Source organism: Candidatus Ponderosibacter sp. Uisw_141_02 (assembly GCF_048087665.1).
Classification (GTDB): domain Bacteria; phylum Pseudomonadota; class Alphaproteobacteria; order Puniceispirillales; family Puniceispirillaceae; genus UBA3439.
Genome location: NZ_CP159807.1, coordinates 1,971,145 through 1,991,655, shown reverse-complemented (window position 1 = coordinate 1,991,655; position 20,511 = coordinate 1,971,145). Strand labels below are relative to the sequence as shown.

Here is a 20,511-nt window from a genome sequence, read left to right as displayed (position 1 = left end):
GCGGTTCGCGGCAAGGCCTATCATGCTCACTCATGGTCATTAGAGCCCATCACGCTCATAAGGAAAAACAATGTCATCCATGCCGTTACATGTTTTATTTCTCTGCACGGGGAACTCGGCGCGGTCATTGATTGCCGAAGGCGTGCTGCGCGCGTTAGGTCATAATCAATTTCGTGCCTATTCGGCTGGCTCGCAGCCAACGGGAAAACCAAACCCCTATGCGCTTCTGATTCTTCAAGACCATGATATTGACGTTGATTTTGCCGCGTCGAAACGATGGGATGTCTTTGCCGGCGATGATGCGCCGAAGATGGATTTGATTGTCACGGTTTGCGATAATGCGGCTGGCGAGACCTGTCCTATTTGGCCGGGCCATCCGCAGGTGGCCCATTGGGGCGTTGCCGACCCTGCCGCCATTGATGGCAGTCATGAAAAGATTGTTTCGGCCTTTCAAACCACCTATGAAGAAATGAGCAGCAGGATTCGTGCCTTGATCGCCAGCAACCCCACGGCTGAAACAATTGGTGATCTGGCGCGGTCAATCGGCCAAAGTGAGGCAGGGCATAATGACCCGAAATGATCTTTCAAAACGGCTATTTGCTGAATGGTTTGGAACATTGGCCTTGGTGGCGACGGTTGTTGGTTCGGGAATCATGGCCGAAACCTTGGCAAATAATAATGTTGCGCTGGCGTTGCTTGGCAATACCATTGCAACTGGCGCCATTCTTGTGGTGCTAATAACCATGCTTGGGCCGGTATCTGGCGCGCATTTCAATCCGGCGGTTAGCGCTGCCTTTGCCCTGAAAGGGGCCTTGTCAGGCAGGGTGGCACTCTTTTACATCACCTGTCAGGTTGCTGGTGGCGTTTGTGGCACCTTGTTGGCGCATTGGATGTTTGCCGCGCCAATCTTGCAGGACGCAACGAATTTGCGCAGCGGGATTCATCAATATGGATCTGAATGGGTTGCCACTTTTGGCCTGTTAATGGTGATTTTTGGCGGCATCAGGCACCGGCCGGATGCGGTGGCATGGATGGTTGGACTTTATATTACCGCCGCCTACTGGTTCACCGCCTCAACAAGCTTTGCCAATCCAGCCGTTACCATTGCGCGGTCATTGACCGACAGCTTTTCGGGCATCGCTGTAGGCGATATGCCGTTTTTTATTCTGGCGCAAATGCTGGCTGTTTGGCCTGCTTGCCGTCTTGCTGGCTGGTTATTTGCACCGCATGAGCAAAGCGATGGTAAAGCCGCTTCGTAAAATAATGCTTTCCATTCGGGCGCATTGGCTATAGGAATGCGGCGCGGATAGAAATCGCCAACCCAAGAGACATTATATGACCCAAGAGCTACGCAATATAGCCATCATTGCCCATGTTGATCATGGCAAAACAACGCTAATTGATTCGATCATGAAACAAAGCGGCATGTTCCGCGAAAACCAGCAGGTCGATGAACGGCTGATGGATTCAGGTGATCTTGAAAAAGAACGCGGCATCACCATTCTTGCCAAACCAACATCTGTTACTTGGAAAGATGTGCGTATCAATATTATTGATACGCCTGGCCACGCTGACTTTGGCGGAGAAGTCGAACGCGTTCTCAGTATGGCTGACGGGGTGATTTTGTTAACCGACGCTGCCGAAGGGCCAATGCCGCAGACAAAATTTGTTCTTGGCAAAGCTCTGGCGCAAGGGCTGCGCCCGATTGTGATTATCAACAAGATTGACCGAAGCGATGGCCGCCCTGAAGAGGTGGTCAATGAAGTGTTTGACCTGTTTGTTGCGCTTGATGCATCAGAAGAACAGCTTGATTTTCCAATTCTCTATGCATCGGGTCGCAGTGGTTGGTGTGTTCGTGAACTGGAAGATCCGCGTGACAATTTGCACCCACTTCTTGATGTTATTCTCGAGCATGTTCGTCCACCGCAAGTCGATCAGGACGCGCCTTTTGCGATGCTGGCAACTTTGCTTGATGCTGACCCCTATCTTGGCCGCTGCCTTGTTGGGCGGGTTGCGCAGGGCAGTGCTTCAGTCAATGACAGTGTTCGGGGTTTGAACCTTGATGGTAAGGTTATTGAAACAGGCCGTTTGACTAAGCTTCTTAAATTTGAAGGTGCATCCCGTATTCCTGTTGACAAGGTCCAAGCTGGAGACATCATCTGCATTGCTGGTTTGGCCAAAACATCTGTTGCAGATACGATTTGCTCACCTGAAGTGACCGCACCATTGCTGGCAACGCCAATTGATCCACCAACGATGTCAGTTACCATTATGGTAAATGACTCACCGTTAGCGGGTCGCGAAGGCAAAAAAGTGACATCAACTGTCATCCGTGAGAGGCTTTTGGCTGAAGCGGAAACCAATGTGGCGATCACATTTGCCGAAAGTGGCGGCAAGGACTCTTTTGAGATTGGTGGCCGCGGCGAATTGCAATTGGGTGTGTTGATCGAAACCATGCGCCGGGAAGGGTTTGAAATGACCGTCTCGCGGCCCAAGGTCTTATATCAAAAAGATGAGTCTGGCCAGAGGTTAGAGCCGATGGAAGAGGTGACGATTGATGTTGATGAGGAGTTCTCCAGTGGTGTTGTTGACAGTTTGAACCGCCGCAAGGGGGAGATGCTCGATATGCGGTCTGCTGGTGCCGGGAAAACCCGTCTTGTATTTCGCGCACCGTCGCGTGGTCTGATTGGCTATCAAAGTCGGTTTTTGACCCAGACACGAGGCACTGGTGTTTTAAACCGCATTTTTGACTCCTATGCGCCGCACAAAGGTCCTATAGAGAGCCGTCGCAATGGCGCGTTGATCTCGACTGACTCAGGGGTTGCTGTTGCCTATGCTTTGTTCAATCTTCAGGATCGCGGGCAAATGTTCGTGACGCCCCAGACACCGGTATATCAGGGCATGATTGTTGGTGAACACAACCGTGACAACGATCTTGAAATTAATGTCCTCAAAGGGAAACAGCTTACTAATGTTCGTTCATCTGGCACAGATGAGGCTGTCAAGCTTGTGCCGCCGCGTCGTATGTCTCTTGAACAGATGATGGCCTATATCAACGAAGATGAATTGCTTGAAGTCACGCCGCTGAATTTGCGGCTTCGCAAGATGTATCTTTGCCCGCATGAGCGCAAGCGGGCAGCGCGCGCCTAAAGGCTTTGCCCGACCATGATGGTTGACGGCGTGCCGCGTATTGGTACGCCGCGTCAACTGGCATAATGACAAGCCGCGAATTAGCCGATATGATTCCATCCCAATAAACTGGTGGCTTGTCTTAGCCAAGATTAGCCGCTTGTTGCTCTATTTTTTAAAAAAAACAGACCGAGGATAAGATGATGGCAGGTGACGGTTTCAAGCATGTTTATGACAAGGCTGCGATGGCTCGGTCGGTGGCACGGATGCTTCTTGAAATTGACGCGGTTCTGTTTCGTGCGGATGAGCCGTTTAAACTGACCTCTGGCATGATGAGCCCCGTCTATATTGATTGCCGAAAGATCATTTCTTTCCCGCGGATGCGGTCGGCCATGATGGATTATGGCGCAACGGTCATTTTAAATGATATCGGCTATGAATCACTTGATGCCTTGGCGGGCGGCGAGACAGCTGGTATTCCGTTTGCGGCATGGCTTGCCGAGCGAACTCATCTGCCGATGCAATATGTCCGCAAAAAGCCAAAAGGCTTTGGCCGTGATGCGCGGATCGAAGGCTATATTGCCGAAGGCCAGCGTATTTTGCTTGTCGAAGATCTGACAACCGATGGCGGCAGCAAGCTGAATTTTGTTGAGGCCATGCGCACCGCCGGTGCAGAGGTCGCGCATACATTCGTGATTTTCTATTACGATATTTTCAAAGATACACCCGCCCGCCTTGCCGAAGGTGGCATCAGCCTTCACTATCTGGCAACATGGTGGGATGTTCTTGCCGAATGCAAGGATTCAAAAAGATTTGATCCAAAAACATTGGCCGCTGTCGAAGATTTCCTGAATAATCCGCGTGAATGGTCAAAGGCACATGGCGGCGTCTAACTAATTTGATTTATCTTGCGCCTGTTTTGCATTTCCATTTGCAACCATGGTTAAATCAAGCCAATGCTTTGCTGAGATTTTTTGCTAGCAACCAAAAGTGATTGTGCAGAATAATCGGGCAAAACGGGCGGGAACCTTTTTCCCGCTGCAAGCATATTAGGTGCGGCCAATGGCGGATTTCGATTATATCATTATCGGTGCTGGATCGGCGGGATGCGTTCTTGCTAACCGCCTTAGCAGTAGCGGCAAATTCAAGGTGTTGCTGATCGAGGCTGGGCCGACCGATAACCGCTTTTGGGTCAAAACCCCGATTGGTTATGGCATGACCTTCCATGATGAAACGATCAATTGGGCTTATCATACGATTCCTGAAACCGGCCTTGGCAATCGCCAGCTATATTGGCCGCGTGGCAAAATTCTTGGCGGGTCAAGCTCGATCAATGCGCTTGTCTATCATCATGGCCAACCAGCCGATTATGATGATTGGGCGGCGGCAGGAAATCCGGGCTGGGACTATCATGCTATCAAACCGGTCTATGATGCGTTTGAAGATATTATCCGCGTCGATATTCAGCCCGCACGAATGGGCAAATTGACGGTTAGTGATGTTGCCGATGAATATCACCCGCTAAAATCATATTTCTTTGCAATGGCAAATGAGATGGGCTTGCAAAGCGAAGCTGCCTGCCAACTGAGTGGTGTGGGCATCTATCCCTATTTTATCACCACCCGTAAAGGCCAGCGTTGTTCATCATCACAAGCCTTTTTGACGCCAGCCCGTGGCCGCCCAAATTTAACCATTATGACCGACTCGATGGCAACGCGTATCGAAACTGCCGATGGGCGGGCTGTTGCGGTGCATGTGATGCAAAAGGGCAAGGCGATCCGTTTGGCGGCATCATGTGAAATCATCTTGTCGGCTGGCGCGGTAAATTCGCCGCAGATTCTGCAATTATCCGGCATTGGTCCGGGCGCGATCAGCCAACGCCATGGCATTGAAGCTGTTCTTGATCAGCCAAATGTAGGGCTGCATTTATCTGATCATCTTGGTATCAATTATTACCAAAAGGCGAACCAGCCAACGCTGAACGCCATTCTTGGCAGTTGGCCGCGGGTGGCACTTGCTGGATTACAATATCTTTTGCAGAGAAAAGGCCCGTTATCGCTTGGCGTTAACCAGCTTGGTGGGCTGCTTTGTGCGAAACCCAACGCGCCAAGACCCGATATGCAGATCTATATCAATCCCATCACCTATCGCCCCAACCCGCAAGGCGGGCGTCAGCCCATTTTGCCCGACCGTGAATCAGGCTTTGTTTTCAGCTTTAACGCATGTCGTCCCTTTAGTACTGGCCAGATTGAAATTACCAGCCCTGATTGGCGGCAACCGCCGCGCATTGATGGCAATTACCTGTCAGATCAGCGTGATGTGGATGATGTGGTGGCGATGGCGCGTTTGATTGGCAAGATGCAGGATAGCGCCACAATAAAGGGGCTGTTGGCAGCGCCGTGTGAAACCGGACTATCGGCCATGTCAGGTCAGGCCATCATTGATGATTTTCGGGACCGAAGCGGCACGGTTTTTCATCCTTGTGGCACTTGCCGGATGGGGCCAGATGCAGCGCATGCTGTTGTTGATCCATCATTGCGGGTACATGGCATTGACCGACTGCGCATTGCTGATGCTTCGGTGTTTCCGAATATCACCTCGGCCAATTTGAATGCGCCAACGATCATGCTGGCGTATAAGGCCGCCCAGCTAATCCTTGCGGCACAAACCGGCTGACAAGACCAAGATTATTGGCAAAACTTGTTTAACGCTGGTTATTAAGGGTTGTTGGATGATGGTTTGGCTCAGGCGGGTCACCTTGCGACAAAGGTAAAATACGCCTATATAAACCCCATTGATAACTCTCGCGGGTGCCGCGAAAAAAGCAAGGCTTTAACAATGAAATTAAAATCCTCTTACCTGTTGGCAGGCGCGGTCGCGCTGGCGGTTGCTGGCTGGATGCTGTCGGGTGATTTGTTTGGCAAGGCTGATGGCACCGCATTACAAGATTCGGCATCGGCCACGTCAACGATTACTGCGCCAACGGTAACCACCGAATCTGGATCACCAGAAAAGGGGTTATTGGTGTCGGCTGTAGAGGTCAAGAATCAACCAATCACCCGCATTATTCGGGCAAGCGGTGTCAGCAAGGCCAAATTTGAAATGACCGTTTCGGCAAAGGCTGATGGACAGATCATTTCGCTTGATGCGATTGAGGGCAATGATGTTGCCGCTGGCGATGTTTTGGTGCGGCTTGATACAGGCACGCTTGCCGAACAGATCAACGCTGCCAAGGCCAATCTTGAAGTTGCCAAACGCCGCCGCGAAGTGACCGAGCGTCTTGCCAAGGAAAATTTCAGTGCGCCGCTTGAGCAGGCCGAGCGTGCGGCAGCCTATGCCACGGCCAAGGTCAATCTTCGGAAACTTGAAGAACAATTGAGCGATACGGTGATTGTTGCGCCGGTCTCGGGTCTTCTTGAAACCTTGCATGTCGAAAAGGGCGAGCGCGTGCGTCGCGATACTGCTACCGCAACGATTCTTGGCCTTGATGTTTTATCGGTAGTTGTTGCGGTTCCGCAAAATGAAGTGAGCCGGATCAAAATTGCCAGCAAGGTGAAAGTGCAAATCGCGGGCAATGGATCGCGTCACGGAACCGTGTCAAAAATTGCGTCAAAGTCAAATCCAGCAACCCGTACATTTGATGTGACGATTGATCTGCCGAACCAAGACCGTAAATTACGCGCCGGAATGAGTGTCGAGGCAACAATTGATGCTGGCATTTTGCAGGCGTTTGCCATGTCACCAGCGCATTTATCAGTTGCTGAAAATAGCATTTTAACAGCCAAAATTGCCGTTGATGGCAAGGCGGTGGCATTGCCTGTCGAGGTTGTTCGGGCCGGGGCGGAAACTGTGTTTGTATCTGGTCTGCCGGATGGTGCCATTTTGCTAACAGTTGGTCAGGGCTTTGTCGAGGATGGCGGAGCGGTCAATTACAAGCTTGCGAGCGCATCATGAATCAAATCATCGAGGCGGCATTTTCACGCGCAGGCGCCGTTTTGGTGGCGATGGTGATGCTGTTTGCCGTTGGTGTTTCTTCTTATCTCAGCATCCCCAAAGAAGCCAAACCCGACATTGATATTCCCGTAGCCTATGTGTCGGTATCTTATGATGGCATTTCGCCTGAAGATGCTGAACGGCTTTTGGTCAAGCCGCTAGAAAAACAGCTTCGTTCGGTTGAAGGTCTAGATAAAATGACTTCGGTTTCAGCTGAAGGCTATGGGTCGGTATCGCTGGAATTTGCCGCTGGTGAGGATATTGACAAAGCCATTGCCGATGTTCGCAAGGCGGTTGATGACGCCAAACCTGATTTGCCGCCGGATGCTGATGAACCAAAAGTGGTCGAAGTTAGCCTGTCGCTATTTCCAGTTTTGACGGCTGCTCTTTACGGGCCGGTTCCTGAACGCGAAATGGTACAGGCGGCACGCCGTATTAAAGATCGGCTCGAATCCTTGCCGGGTATTTTGAAAGTCGATATTGGCGGTGACCGCAAAGAGGTTTTGGAAATTCTGGTCGATGCGGCAGCGATGGAAGCCTATGGGCTTGATCCGGCAGCGGTAACCCAGCTTGTTCGCAATAACAACCAGCTTGTGACCGCCGGTGCAATTGATGATGGCGGTGGACGTCTTGTGGTCAAAGTCCCGGGCATTTTGGAATCGGTTGATGATCTGATTAATATGCCGATCAAGGCAAAGAACGGAAACAGCATCCGGTTTGGTGATGTTGCCGTTGTGCGCCGGACATTCCAGCAGGCGCAAGGCTGGTCACGGGTCAATGGCGAAAAAGCCATTGTTCTTGATGTTCGCAAACGGGTGGGGTCAAACGTCATTGAAGTGGTTGAGGCGGCGCGTACGATCATTGATGCGGCTGCCCCGCAAATCAGCCCCGAAGTGAAAGTCAGCTATTTATTTGATGATTCAAAACAGGTTCGCAATCTGCTTCGCGACCTTGGAAATAATGTTGGCGCCGCGGTCATTATCGTGATGGTTGTTGTTCTTGCCACTTTGGGGCTTCGCAATGCAACCCTTGTTGGTCTTGCCATTCCCGGATCATTCTTTGTTGGCATCACGGCGCTAAATGCGCTTGGCATCACGATGAATATCGTTGTTTTGTTCTCTTTGATTCTTGTTGCCGGCATGCTTGTTGATGGGGTGATTGTCACCACCGAATATGCCGATCGACAAATCGCCATGGGGAAAAACCGGCGCGAGGCCTATAAGATTGGCGCGCAACGCATGGCATGGCCGATTATTTCGTCAACAATCACCACCTTGATGGTGTTTATGCCCCTATTATTCTGGCCAGGCATTGTTGGGCAATTTATGCAATATCTGCCAATGACGGTGATTGCGGTGTTGATTGCATCACTGCTGATGGCGCTGATTTTCATTCCGGTGCTTGGTGGTTTCATTGGAAAAAAGCGCATTGATTCAACTGCGATTTCAGCAACGGCACCGCGATTTTATCGGGCGATTTTGAAATTTGCCATCCACCGGCCAGCCATTGTGATGGTTAGTGTTGTTGGGTTTATGGTTGTGTCATTTTATGGCTATGCTTTGGCTGGTCTTGGTGTGTCTTTCTTTCCTGATATCGAGCCGGATCAAGCACAGGTACAAGTGCTGGCGCGCGGTGATTTGTCAGCCAAAGAACGCGACAAGCTGGTCAAAACCGCCGAAGACAGCATTTTGACGCAGCCCGGGATTCGTGATTTCTATGGCAAATCTTTCCGGTCGGGCGGGGCTGGTAATCAGGCACCGCGTGATTCAATTGGTACGATCCGTACCGTTTTCGCCGATTGGCAGGAGCGCGACAAGGCCGAGGTTCTAATTGACGAGATGCGGGCGCGTGTTACCGCGCTTGCTGGTGCCGATTATAATATCCAGAAACAGCAGCAAGGCCCGGGGTCATCCCAGCCAATCCGTATTGATATTGTCGGCATTTCACTTGATGAAATCGGCGCGGCGACAAGCGATATGATCGCCAGAATGAATGAAATTGGTGGTTTCATTGATGTAACGGACAGTCGTCCCTTGCCCGGAACCGAATGGTCACTTGTTACTGATCGCGACGCTGCCAGCCGTCATGGTGTTTCCATTTCCGGCCTTGGCATGATGATTAAAATGCTGACCCGCGGCATGCGCATTTCAGATTACAGGCCAGATGATTCAGAGGACGAATTGGATGTCGTCATGCGCTTTATGGGCGATCAGCGTAATCTTGACCGGTTAAAAGAATTGCGCGTGCCAACAATTGATGGGTCTTATGTGCCGCTTTCAGTATTTGCTAGCCTTGAACCACGAATCAAGGGCGGTGATATCGAACGCAAAGATGGCCAGCGTTACATGTATATTCAATCGAGCGTAAAAACCGGATTATTGCCTGCCGATATGATTGAAAAATTGCGCCAGTCCTTGGCGGAAAATCCGATCAAGAATGCGGTTGATGTCCAATTTGGTGGCGAGGGTGAAGATATTGCCGAAACGCAGAGTTTTCTTGGCAAGGCGTTTGGCATTTCACTGTTGTTGATGGTGATCGTGCTGATGGTTCAGTTCAATTCGGGCTGGCAGGCGATTGTCACAATGTCGGCAATCATCCTATCGACAGGCGGGGTGTTTTTGGGGCTGTGGATTAGTGGCCGCCCCTTTGGTATTGTTATGTCGGGGCTTGGCGTGATCGCGCTTGCTGGTATAGTAGTGAATAATAATATCGTGTTGATCGACACGTTTAACGAATATCGCAAACGCGGCTATTCCCCGTCTGAATCGGCGTTCCGGTCAGGGCTGGTTCGATTCCGGCCAGTTATTTTGACCGCGATTACGACCATTCTGGGTTTGATTCCGATGGTGTTTGAAATGACCATTATTTTGGTTGATCGGGAAATTCTGATTGGTGCGCCATCATCGCAATGGTGGACACAGCTATCAAGCACGATTGCTGGCGGCCTGACCTTTGCCACCATGCTTACTTTGGTGGCGACACCGGCAATGCTTGTTCTTGGCGCAAAACTGCCTGTTCTGCTTGACAATGGCGCGCGCTTTTTCCAGCGCCAGCCAAAATCGGTATAAATCGACCCTTAATGTGATTTAGCCGCGGATGATCGACTCGCTTGCGGCGGCAATCGCCAATAGCCGGCGGTCATGCTGGCGTGATCCGACAAGCGAAACACCGACAGGGCCAGTGCCTGCCGGATGGCAGGGAATGGTGATTGTTGGCCGGTCAAGATAGTTAGAGATGGCCGTATTGCGAAGGCATTTGGCATTTTGCGTGGTCTTGGCCTGAATATCACTTAGCGATGATAAGGCTGGTGGCAGTGCTGGTGATGTTGGCAGGATAAGCGCGTCATAACCTCGAACAGCCGTTTGCACAGCCGCCCATATCCGTTTGCGTGTTGCGAACATCTCAATATATTCACTTGCCAGAATATCTTTTCCGCCTTGAATGCGAAAGGCGATCAGCGGGTCATATTGGTCGCCCTTGCCAGCTTCAAGATTTGACTGATGAAGATGATAGGCCTCGGCAGCGACAATGCTTTTGGTGTTGTTGCTTGGGCGCAAGGCTTCGATTTCGGCAAGGGTGATATCGCTGATATCGGCGCCCGCAGCAGATAACCGGTCAATTGCCGCGGCAAAGCTGCTGGCGACATGCGGGTCAAGATCTTCAAACAGATATCCTTTAGGAAGGGCAAGCCGAAGCCCCTTCACCGCAAAAGCCGCCTCATCTTCGCCCAATCCGCCAGCCATTAAACTGTCTAAAATGGCGCAGCACGATACCGTATTTGCCATTGGCCCCGCCGCGTCAAAAGACCGTGATAGCGGAAAAATACCATCAGATGGCATGCGTGTTGTTGTTGGTTTCAGGCCAACAATACCGCAAAAGGCGGCTGGGGCGCGGGTCGATCCGCCAGTATCTGATCCAATCGTTGCTGGCGCCATACCATCGCTGATTGAAACGGCGCTTCCAGATGATGACCCACCCGCTACACGGCCTTTGGTGATGTCATTCGGATCGCGTTCAAACGGGCAACGCGCATCACCATAATGGGCATTGGTGCCAAGACCAGAAAAGGCAAATTCGGTCATATTGGTGCGGCCAATCACGATAAATCCGGCGGCCTTTAATCGGGCCAGAACGGTTGCGTCACTGTTTGCCGGGGTGGCATCTTGCAAAATCTTTGATCCGGCGCGGGTGACAATGCCCGCCTCATCAAACAGATCTTTGATCGACAGCGGAATCCCGGCAAAGGCCGGAAGGCTCCATCCCTGTTTGCGGGCATGATCAACGGCATCAGCCTCTTTGCGCGCGCGGTCGTGATAGACCTCGATAAAGCTGCGCTGGCCTTCGCCATTTGGGTCATCAATCGCGGCCAGACAATCTTCGACAAGGGCGCGGGCGCCTTGTGAACCGGTTTGAAGCTGGGCGGCAAGGTCTTTTATAGAATAGGTCATGGCAAGATATGGCTTTGCTGAAGGTGAAAATCACGCAATTTCTGATGCGGATGGGTTTTGTGAAACGCACTTGTGTTAGGTAAGTTTATTATGCCATCGTTTTGCGAGGCAAGATGTAAAATCAAAAAGGCCGATCGGGCCTGTAAAAGGGGAATCATTATGAAAACACGCGCCGCAGTTGCAGTGGCAGCAGGCCAGCCGCTGGAGATTATGGAAGTTGATCTTGATGGCCCGCGCCAAGGTGAAGTGCTTGTTGAAATCATGGCAACTGGCATTTGTCATACTGATGAATTCACCCTGTCAGGGGCTGATCCTGAAGGCATGTTTCCGGCCATTCTAGGCCATGAAGGGGCAGGGATTGTCCGCGAGATTGGCACTGGTGTAACCAGTGTTGCCGTTGGTGATCATGTGATCCCACTTTATACGCCTGAATGTCGCGAATGTGATTACTGTCTTCACCCGAAAACCAATCTTTGTCAGGCCATCCGCAGCACCCAAGGCCAAGGGGTGATGCCCGATGGTACCAGTCGCTTTTCGCTAAAGGGCAAACCGATCCTGCATTATATGGGAACATCGACCTTTTCAAATTTTACGGTTCTGCCGGAAATTGCACTTGCCAAGGTGAACAAGGCCGCGCCGTTTGACAAGATTTGCTATATCGGTTGCGGCGTTACAACCGGCCTTGGCGCGGTGATCAATACGGCCAAGGCTGAACTGGGCTGCGCTGCGGTGGTTTTTGGGCTTGGCGGTATCGGGCTGAATGTGATTCAAGGGCTTCGCATGATTGGCGCGCGGATGATCGTTGGCGTTGATATGAATGACAGCAAAAAAGCCTGGGGCGAAAAATTTGGCATGACGCATTTTGTCAATCCGTCAAAGATCAAAGGCGATCTTGTTGGCCATCTTGTCGAATTAACCGGTGGCGGTGCTGATTATTCATTTGAATGTATCGGCAATGTCGAGGTTATGCGTCAGGCGCTTGAATGTGCGCATAAAGGATGGGGTGAATCGATTATCATCGGCGTTGCGGGTGCGGGTCAGGAAATCAGCACCCGCCCGTTCCAGCTGGTGACTGGACGAAGCTGGCGTGGCACCGCCTTTGGAGGGGCGCGTGGCCGAACTGATGTGCCGAAAATTGTTGATTGGTATATGGATGGCAAGATCGATATTGACCCGATGATCACCCATACGCTGTCGCTTGATGAAATTAATAAGGGATTTGATCTGATGCATGCTGGCGAGTCAATTCGCTCGGTTGTGGTTTATTGATGGGCAAAGGCGCGGCCATTTGACTGCGGCCAAAAACGCCTTTGACTGGAAATTTGCGTTTTGGAACCTCGATGCCCATAAAGGCGGCGTGCATATCGAGACAATGGAGGCATGATGGTACCAGCATTTTCGAAGGCCGAATATGATGATCGGCTGCGCCGTGTTCGCCATGTGATGCGGGATCGTGGTCTTGACGCCATCATCATTGGTGACCCATCAAATATAAATTGGCTATGTGGTTATGACGCTTGGTCTTTTTATACGCCGCAAATGATGCTTGTCGATCTTGATCACGGCCCGTTCTGGATGGGGCGCGAAATGGATGCAGGGGCTGCCCGCTTTACCAGCTATCTAACGGCTGATCAAATCATCCCCTATCCCGAAACTTTGGTTCAACGTCCCGATACGCATCCGGCGGTATTTCTGGCCGATTGGATGACAAAGGCTGGTTTTGCCAATGCAAAAATTGGCTATGAAAGCGATGTTTATTATTTATCGCCGCGCGCGCTTGCTGGTTTGCAGGATGGGATGCCAAAAGCGGTTTGGGTTGATGCTGATTTGCTGGTCAATTGGGTTCGGCTTGTCAAAAGTGATGCCGAAATTGCCGTTATGCGCGAGGCGGCGCGCATTGCCGAAATCGCAATGCAAACCGCATGGGACGGGGCGCGCCCTGGTGTGCGGCAATGCGATCTGATGGCCGATGTGATGGCAGCACAAATTCGCGGCACCCCCGAATTTGGCGGCGGCCAGACCGCAATTCACCCGTTGATTTTGGCTGGCGAGGCGGCGTCAACCGCGCACCCACTTTGGAATGATAGCGTTCTTGAAGAGGGGCAGACCGTGGCATTTGAACTTGGTGGTTGCCGCAAACGCTATAATGTTGGGCTGGCGCGAACGGTGCATCTTGGCACGCCGTCGCAACAGCTTCAAGAAACCGCAAAGGCGGTTGAAGAGGGTATGCACGCGGTAATGGTGGCTTTGCGCGCAGATGTGTTTGCTGGTGATGTTCATGCGGCATGGCAAAATGTGCTTGATCGTTACGGGCTGGAAAAGAAAAGCCGCATTGGCTATTCGATTGGCGCTGCCTATGCCCCTGATTGGGGCGAACATACGCTTAGTTTCCGGCCAGATGAAAAAGTGCCGGTTCCCGAAAATGCCGTTGTTCACATCATTCTTGGCATGTGGATGGATGGCTGGGGCATGGAGCTTAGCGAGACCTTGCATGTGACCAAAACCGGCTGTGACAAGCTGGCTGATTTTCCACAGCATGTTCATCTGGTGCAGCGATGACTGACCGGCTTGCCGCTGCTGAGGCGCTTTTGGCCGATCTTGTTGGCTTTGCCTCAATCAGTGGCCAGCCAAATGGCGAAATTGTCAATTACATCAAAACCTATCTTGAATCCTATGGCGTCATTGTGCATCTGGATTCGCATGAAGATGGGCAAAGATTTAGTCTGTTTGCCAGCATTGGCCCGCAAATTGATGGTGGGATTTTATTGTCGGGTCATCTTGATGTCGTGCCAGCCAATCCGGTGGGCTGGTCGCGTGATCCATTTGTTTTGTACAAACAGGATGGGCGGCTTTACGGGCGCGGCGCGGTCGATATGAAAGGGTTTCTGGCGATTGCGCTTGCGATGGTGCCTGCTTTTCAAGAGGCGGCAAGCCAGCTTGCCAAACCTGTGCATCTTGCTTTTACCTTTGATGAAGAGGTTGGCAGTTTCGGTGCGGCGCAAATGCCGTCGTTGCTGGATAGGCTAGGCGTCAAACCGGCGATTGCCGTGATTGGTGAGCCAACCGGGATGAAACCATTTATTGGCCATAAAGGCGGGCTTGAACTGATTGCCGATATCCGCGGAACGGCGGGGCATGCCTCTGATCCGCGTGGTACGGTGAATACGCTTTATTACGCGGCGCGGCTGATTAGCCATCTTGAGGATAAGGCGCGATCATTGGCAAGCCAGCCGCGGCGTGACACGCCATTTGACCCGCCCTATACCACCATTTCGGTTGGTCATATCAAAGGCGGTGAAGCGCGAAACATCATTGCCGATCATTGCCGGTTTCTGTGGGAAATTCGCCCGCTTCCAGAAGATGATCCCTATGCCATTCTCGGCGAAATCCAGCAATTTGTTACCACAGAGCTGTTGCCGGAAATGCAGGCGATCCACGCGGATGCGGGCATTGATCTGATTGTCGAATCATGGTGTCCGGGCATGCAGGCGCGAGCTGGGTCACCGGCGGCCAATTTGGTGGCGCAGCTCTGGACAAATGAAACGCCCGATGTGGTGTCTTTTGGAACTGATGGCGGGCATTTTCAGGCGGCCGGGATTGAAACGATTGTGTTTGGGCCGGGCGGTATGGCGCAAATGCATCAGCCTGACGAATTTATCGAAGTGACGGCACTTGGCGATGGGCTGGGGTTTCTTGACCGGCTTTTAACGCATATGAAAGCGCCGCATTAACAGGAATCACCGATGCAATTTCGCCATATTCTGATCGCCCTGATCGTGCCGCTGACATGGGGCTTTGGCTTTACCTTTGCCAAGGCCGGGCTTGGGCATTTTTCGCCATTGCTGTTAATGGGTATGCGGTTTGTGCTGGCAGCAATCGTGCTGGCATGGTTTGTGCCCCTGCCACGCGGGCATTTCTGGACCTTGTGCTGGATTTCGTTTATCGCCGCGACCTTGCAATATGGGCTTACCTTTTCCGGTTTGGCGCTGATGGCGGCAACGCCAGCGGTGTTGCTGGTGCAAAGCGAGGTGATTTTTGGCGTGATCATCGCCGCCATTCTGCTTGGCGAGCGGCCAAGCCTTCGGCAAATTCTCGGCATTGTCATGGCGTCTTGCGGGGTTGTTGTTATTCTTGGTGCGCCCGCATTGGCGGGGCAATGGCTTGGCATCGGACTAGTGCTGTCGGGGGCGCTTGTTTGGGCATTTGGTCAGGTTCTGATCCGCCGCCTTGACGGGGCTTTGGGCGGGTTCCAGCTTACCGCATGGATTGGGGTTATGGCTGGTCCACAAATGCTGCTGGCATCCTGTCTGTTTGATGGCAATCCGCTACCCGCCATTCAGGCAGCGCCAATCGAAGCATGGCTTACGGTGATCTATCTTGGCGTGGTAATGACCGCGATTGGCTATTCGGCTTGGTATTATGTGTTGGCGCGTTATCCGGTGCCAATGGTGATGCCGGTCTTGCTTTTGCTGCCGGTTGCGGCAATTTTTGGTGCTGTGACGATGCTTGGCGAGGTGCCTGACCCGATGGTTCTTGCTGGGGGGATAGTGGTGATTTTTGGTGTTGGCGTGGTGGTGGTTGAGCCGGCCTATCTGCTGACATGGTGGCGCAAAAAAACGGGCTAGACCCTCATCAGGCCATGCCGGTTTTTAACTGCCAAACATTATCTGTTTGGATTTATATGCTTTGCCCTTATCAGGCGCCGGTAAAGGCCTGCAATCCAGTTTGTGCCCGTCCTAGAATAAGCGCATGGACGTCATGCGTGCCTTCATAGGTGTTGACCGTTTCCAGATTAATCATATGCCGCATGATGTGATATTCCTCGGCAATGCCATTGCCGCCATGCATGTCGCGCGATGTCCGCGCAATGGTGAGCGCCTTGCCACAATTATTGCGTTTGATCAGCGAAATATTTTCCGGTGCGCAGTTATTTTCGTCAAGCAAGCGGCCAACCCGAAGCGCGGCTTGCAATCCGAGGGTGATTTCGGTCTGCATATCGGCAAGCTTTAGCTGGATAAGCTGATTGGCGGCGAGAGGCCGGTTAAATTGTTTGCGATCAAGCGTATATTGACGCGCTGCGTGCCAGCAGAATTCAGACGCGCCCATCACGCCCCAAGCAATGCCATAGCGCGCTTTGTTCAGGCAGGAAAACGGCCCTTTTAATCCGCTAACATGCGGTAAAAGATTATCCTCAGACACAAAGGCATTATCCATCTGGATCGAGCCGGTAACCGACGCCCGAAGCGACAGCTTGCCCTCGATTTTGGGTGTGCTAAAGCCGCTGCCAGCCGTTTCACGCTCGACGATAAAGCCGCGGATCGCGCCATCAAGCTTGGCCCAAATAATGGCGATATCGGCATAGGGGGCGTTTGAAATCCAGGTTTTCGACCCTGACAAATGATAGCCGCCATCCGTTTTGACCGCCTTGGTTACCATGCCGCCCGGGTCTGATCCGAAATCAGGCTCGGTCAGGCCAAAACAGCCAATCATCTCGCCGGTTGCCAATTTTGGCAGGAATTTATGTTTTTGCGCGTCACTGCCAAAACTATAGATTGGGTGCATGACAAGTGATGATTGAACCGACATGGCCGAACGATAACCAGAATCCACCCGTTCAATCTCGCGAGCAGCAAGACCATAGGCAACATGATTAACGCCAGCGCCGCCAAATTCTTCGGGGATTGTCGAACCAAGAAGGCCAAGCACGCCCATATCTTTCAGCAAAGCTGGATCAAAAGCTTCATCGCGGAAATCGCCAATGACGCGTGGCATCAGAATGTCATCGGCAAATGCCTTGGCGGCATCGCGAACCATACGTTCTTCATCGCTAAGCTGTGCCTCAAGGAAAAAAGGATCGTCCCACTGAAATTGTGGCTTTGAAGAGGTCATGTTTCTGTCCTTGGAAGTCGGGGTTTGTCGTCGGAAAGGAGAGATAAACTTACCCTATTTCAAAAGGGTTTGTCATCGTCTTATCAGCTATATTTTGACGCAGGTGGAAAAAATATGGTCGGTTGGCGTCATCGGATGCTGGGCATGGGGCTGGTGAATAGCTTGTAATTTGATGTTATTGTCATTAGATAAACTTTGTAAAGCGCCAAATTTGCGCGAAATACCAGCATGAATTCACCATGATTGGGACTGGATAAAATGACTGATGATCTGATTATTGCCCCGTCGATTTTGGCCGCTGATTTCAGCCGGATTGGCGACGAAGTGAAAGCTGTTGATACGGCAGGTGCCGACTGGATTCACCTTGATGTCATGGATGGTCATTTTGTGCCAAACCTGACCTTTGGCCCGCCTTTGATCAAGGCTTTGCGGCCGCATAGTCAGAAATGTTTTGATACGCATCTGATGGTGTCAAACCCTGATGCGCTATTGGCCGAATATGCCGCTGCCGGATCGGATATCATTACCGTTCACGCCGAAGCTTGCCCGCATCTTGACCGCAGTCTTAGCCATATCCGCGAGCTTGGTTGTAAAGCTGGTGTTTCGGTGAATCCGCATACGCCGATTGATGGTTTGCAGCATGTTCTTGACCGGTTGGATCTTATCCTTGTGATGACGGTCAATCCCGGATTTGGGGGGCAAAGCTTTATCAATGCTATGATCGACAAGATTGCCGCCACCAAAGCGATGATTGGTCATCGTCCGATCACCATCGAGGTTGATGGCGGTGTCACGGCGGATAATGCTGGCAAGGTGGTGGCCGCAGGTGCGTGCGCGCTTGTTGCCGGTTCGGCCGTATTTAAAGGTGCATCCTATGCCGAAAATATCGCGGCAATTCGCGCTGCGGCTGGCTGATTTCGCATCGCCAATGATATTGCCGATGATATTGCTAATGATTAGCGGGCGTGATGCGGCGGCCTGAACAAGCTTGTCATCGCTTTCGACCATGGAGAATCCAAATGGGGTTATTAATTGACGGAAGCTGGTCAACGGCTTGGTATGATACCGAAAAGACCGATGGCAAATTTGTTCGTGAAGATGCTGGATTTCGCCATTGGATAACCGCAGACGGTGCCGCTGGGCCAACCGGTAAGGCTGGTTTTAAAGCCGAATCAGGACGCTATCATCTTTATGTGTCGCATGCTTGCCCTTGGGCACACCGGACGATGATTTTTCGTCATCTAAAGGCGCTTGATACGCATATTTCAGTTTCGGTTGTGCATCCGCTGATGTTGGATAATGGCTGGAGCTTTGTCACTGATGAATTTGCCACTGGCGACACACTCTATCAAAGTGATTTTCTTTATCAAATTTACCAGAAATCCAAGCCAGATGTGACGGGGCGGGTAACGGTGCCGGTTTTATGGGACAAGCAAACCGAACAGATTGTTTCGAATGAATCATCAGAAATTATTCGTATGTTCAATTCGGCATTTGATGCGATTACCGGCAATCGGCTGGATTTCTGGCCAGCGGCACGCCGCAATGCCATTGAGATGATCAATGATGATATTTACCAGCATATCAATAATGGCGTTTATCGCGCTGGATTTGCGACAAAGGCACTGGCTTATGATGAGACGGTAACGGATCTGTTTGACGCGCTTGACCGTATCGAGGTGCGTTTGGGTGAAAACCGTTATCTGCTAGGGGACGATATCACCGAAGCTGATTGGCGGCTTTTCACCACATTGGTTCGGTTTGACCCTGTTTATGTTGGCCATTTCAAATGCAATTTACGGCGTATTGCCGATTATCCGGCCTTGTCGGGCTATCTTCGCGAGCTATATCAAATGCCCGGGATCGCCGAAACGGTGGTGATGCCGCATATCAAAACACATTATTATGCAAGTCACCGCAATCTGAACCCAACAGGCATTGTGCCAAAAGGCCCCATTCTTAATTTTCTAACGCCGCATGGACGCCAGCGCTAGTCGCTTTGCGGCGCGGATGGTGATGTTTTTTTGCGGCGCGGGTCTATGCCAAGATGCGCCTCACCTCGTTCAGCGGCAAGTCGCATTTGTTTTTGCCGCTCGGCAAAACGCGCTGCGCGGTCAGGATCAAGGTCGGGTTTGCAATGCGGACAGCTAATGCCATTTTCAAAATCGGGATGCGCCAGATCATCGGCCGATAGCGGCATACGGCAAGCATGACACATATCATAGCTTCCGGGCTGTAAATCATGATCAACCGCCACGCGCCCGTCAAAAACGAAACATTCGCCTTGCCATTGGCTGTTGGCGGCGGGGACATCTTCAAGATATTTCAAAATGCCGCCCTTGAGATGATAGACCTCGTCAAAACCTATATCCTGCATCAGCGCGCTGGCTTTTTCGCAGCGAATGCCGCCAGTGCAATACATTGCAATTTTCTTGGGACGTCGGTCGGCAGGCTGATTGGCAAGCGAATGCGCCCATTCGGGAAATTCGCGAAAATTTGTTGTCATGGGATCGACGGCGCCAGCAAACATGCCAATCGCAGTTTCATAGCTATTGCGAGTATCAACAAGCAAAACATCGGGATCGGCAATCAGCCCGTTCCAATCTTTTGGGTCAACATAGGTGCCGGTGCGTTTGGCTGGATTAACCTCAGGACAGCCCATTGTCACAATTTCGCGCTTGGGACGCACTTTCATCCGCAGGAAGGGCTGATCAGGGCTAAATGAAAATTTAAGCGATAACTCATCAAACCGGCCATCAGCCTCTAACCAATTCAAAAATCGCGTCATGCCGTCCCGCGGTGCGGCAATCGTGCCGTTGATGCCTTCTTCAGCCAAAAGAATCGTGCCAAGGATCTGGTTTTTATCGCAAAGCTGCTGCAAGATCTGGCGCAACCCGTCGATATCGTCAAGCGAGACGAATTTATATAATGCCGCAACCACAAAGCCATCATTGGCGGTGCCGAGGCAGTCAAGCATCGCGTTCATTTCAGCGGTAAACGAAGTCATGGCGGCTCTTTAATGCAGTCATTTATGGGCTGTAAGGGCGCAAAT

Annotated in this window: 16 protein-coding genes; 13 read left to right on the top strand and 3 right to left on the bottom strand. The window is 51.6% G+C overall.

The features are described from left to right. Positions 1–70: 70 nt before the first annotated feature. From ABXT40_RS09845 to ABXT40_RS09815, 7 genes are all read left to right on the top strand, one after another. Positions 71–580 (top strand): arsenate reductase ArsC, encoded by a 510-nt coding sequence (locus tag ABXT40_RS09845; protein ID WP_443645430.1) that lies wholly within the window; start codon positions 71–73, stop codon positions 578–580. Continuing rightward, the gene (locus tag ABXT40_RS09840; protein ID WP_443645429.1) at positions 567–1,259 is read left to right on the top strand and encodes an aquaporin; all 693 of its coding nucleotides are present in this window, start codon (positions 567–569) and stop codon (positions 1,257–1,259) included. The genes ABXT40_RS09845 and ABXT40_RS09840 overlap by 14 nt, the downstream gene beginning before the upstream one ends. Positions 1,260–1,335: 76 nt before the next feature. Further along, positions 1,336–3,150 carry a translational GTPase TypA gene (gene typA / locus ABXT40_RS09835; RefSeq protein WP_443645428.1) on the top strand — a complete coding sequence of 605 codons (1,815 nt, stop codon included), beginning with the start codon at positions 1,336–1,338 and terminating at the stop codon, positions 3,148–3,150. Between the two features lie 182 nt (positions 3,151–3,332). Continuing rightward, entirely contained in the window at positions 3,333–4,022 is a 690-nt protein-coding gene (locus tag ABXT40_RS09830) for an orotate phosphoribosyltransferase (RefSeq protein WP_443645427.1), read from the top strand. A 169-nt stretch (positions 4,023–4,191) separates the two neighbouring features. After that, a complete protein-coding gene (locus ABXT40_RS09825) occupies positions 4,192–5,805 on the top strand; it encodes a GMC family oxidoreductase (RefSeq protein ID WP_443645426.1) in 1,614 nt (537 codons plus the stop codon). 162 nt (positions 5,806–5,967) lie between these two features. Then, positions 5,968–7,083: an efflux RND transporter periplasmic adaptor subunit gene (locus ABXT40_RS09820; RefSeq protein ID WP_443645425.1), complete on the top strand. Its 1,116-nt coding sequence runs from the start codon at positions 5,968–5,970 to the stop codon at positions 7,081–7,083. Then, on the top strand, positions 7,080–10,190 hold the full coding sequence (locus tag ABXT40_RS09815) for an efflux RND transporter permease subunit (RefSeq protein WP_443645424.1): 3,111 nt from the start codon (positions 7,080–7,082) through the stop codon (positions 10,188–10,190). The genes ABXT40_RS09820 and ABXT40_RS09815 overlap by 4 nt, the downstream gene beginning before the upstream one ends. An 18-nt stretch (positions 10,191–10,208) precedes the next feature. Here the strand turns inward: ABXT40_RS09815 and ABXT40_RS09810 are convergent, their stop codons facing one another. Further along, positions 10,209–11,570 carry an amidase gene (locus ABXT40_RS09810; RefSeq protein WP_443645423.1) on the bottom strand — a complete coding sequence of 454 codons (1,362 nt, stop codon included), beginning with the start codon at positions 11,568–11,570 and terminating at the stop codon, positions 10,209–10,211. A gap of 159 nt (positions 11,571–11,729) precedes the next feature. Here ABXT40_RS09810 and ABXT40_RS09805 point away from each other — a divergent pair, with 159 nt between their 5' ends. From ABXT40_RS09805 to ABXT40_RS09790, 4 genes are all read left to right on the top strand, one after another. Continuing rightward, positions 11,730–12,839 carry an S-(hydroxymethyl)glutathione dehydrogenase/class III alcohol dehydrogenase gene (locus ABXT40_RS09805; protein ID WP_443645422.1) on the top strand — a complete coding sequence of 370 codons (1,110 nt, stop codon included), beginning with the start codon at positions 11,730–11,732 and terminating at the stop codon, positions 12,837–12,839. A 114-nt stretch (positions 12,840–12,953) separates the two neighbouring features. Beyond that, positions 12,954–14,129 (top strand): M24 family metallopeptidase, encoded by a 1,176-nt coding sequence (locus ABXT40_RS09800; RefSeq protein ID WP_443645421.1) that lies wholly within the window; start codon positions 12,954–12,956, stop codon positions 14,127–14,129. Beyond that, entirely contained in the window at positions 14,126–15,301 is a 1,176-nt protein-coding gene (gene argE, locus ABXT40_RS09795; RefSeq protein WP_443645420.1) for an acetylornithine deacetylase, read from the top strand. The genes ABXT40_RS09800 and argE overlap by 4 nt, the downstream gene beginning before the upstream one ends. Before the next feature lie 12 nt (positions 15,302–15,313). Next, on the top strand, positions 15,314–16,195 hold the full coding sequence (locus ABXT40_RS09790) for a DMT family transporter (protein ID WP_443645419.1): 882 nt from the start codon (positions 15,314–15,316) through the stop codon (positions 16,193–16,195). A 70-nt stretch (positions 16,196–16,265) separates the two neighbouring features. On the opposite strand, the gene ABXT40_RS09785 is transcribed toward ABXT40_RS09790, so the two are convergent. Then, a complete protein-coding gene (locus tag ABXT40_RS09785) occupies positions 16,266–17,459 on the bottom strand; it encodes an acyl-CoA dehydrogenase (protein ID WP_443645418.1) in 1,194 nt (397 codons plus the stop codon). A gap of 258 nt (positions 17,460–17,717) precedes the next feature. Here ABXT40_RS09785 and rpe point away from each other — a divergent pair, with 258 nt between their 5' ends. Together rpe and ABXT40_RS09775 are read left to right on the top strand one after the other, a co-directional pair. Beyond that, positions 17,718–18,374, top strand: coding sequence for a ribulose-phosphate 3-epimerase (rpe, locus tag ABXT40_RS09780; RefSeq protein WP_443645417.1), 657 nt, complete (start codon positions 17,718–17,720; stop codon positions 18,372–18,374). Positions 18,375–18,478: 104 nt separating this feature from the next. Further along, on the top strand, positions 18,479–19,453 hold the full coding sequence (locus ABXT40_RS09775; RefSeq protein WP_443645416.1) for a glutathione S-transferase family protein: 975 nt from the start codon (positions 18,479–18,481) through the stop codon (positions 19,451–19,453). Here the strand turns inward: ABXT40_RS09775 and trhO are convergent. After that, positions 19,450–20,466, bottom strand: coding sequence for an oxygen-dependent tRNA uridine(34) hydroxylase TrhO (gene trhO / locus ABXT40_RS09770; RefSeq protein WP_443645415.1), 1,017 nt, complete (start codon positions 20,464–20,466; stop codon positions 19,450–19,452). The genes ABXT40_RS09775 and trhO overlap by 4 nt on opposite strands. Positions 20,467–20,511 lie beyond the last annotated feature (45 nt).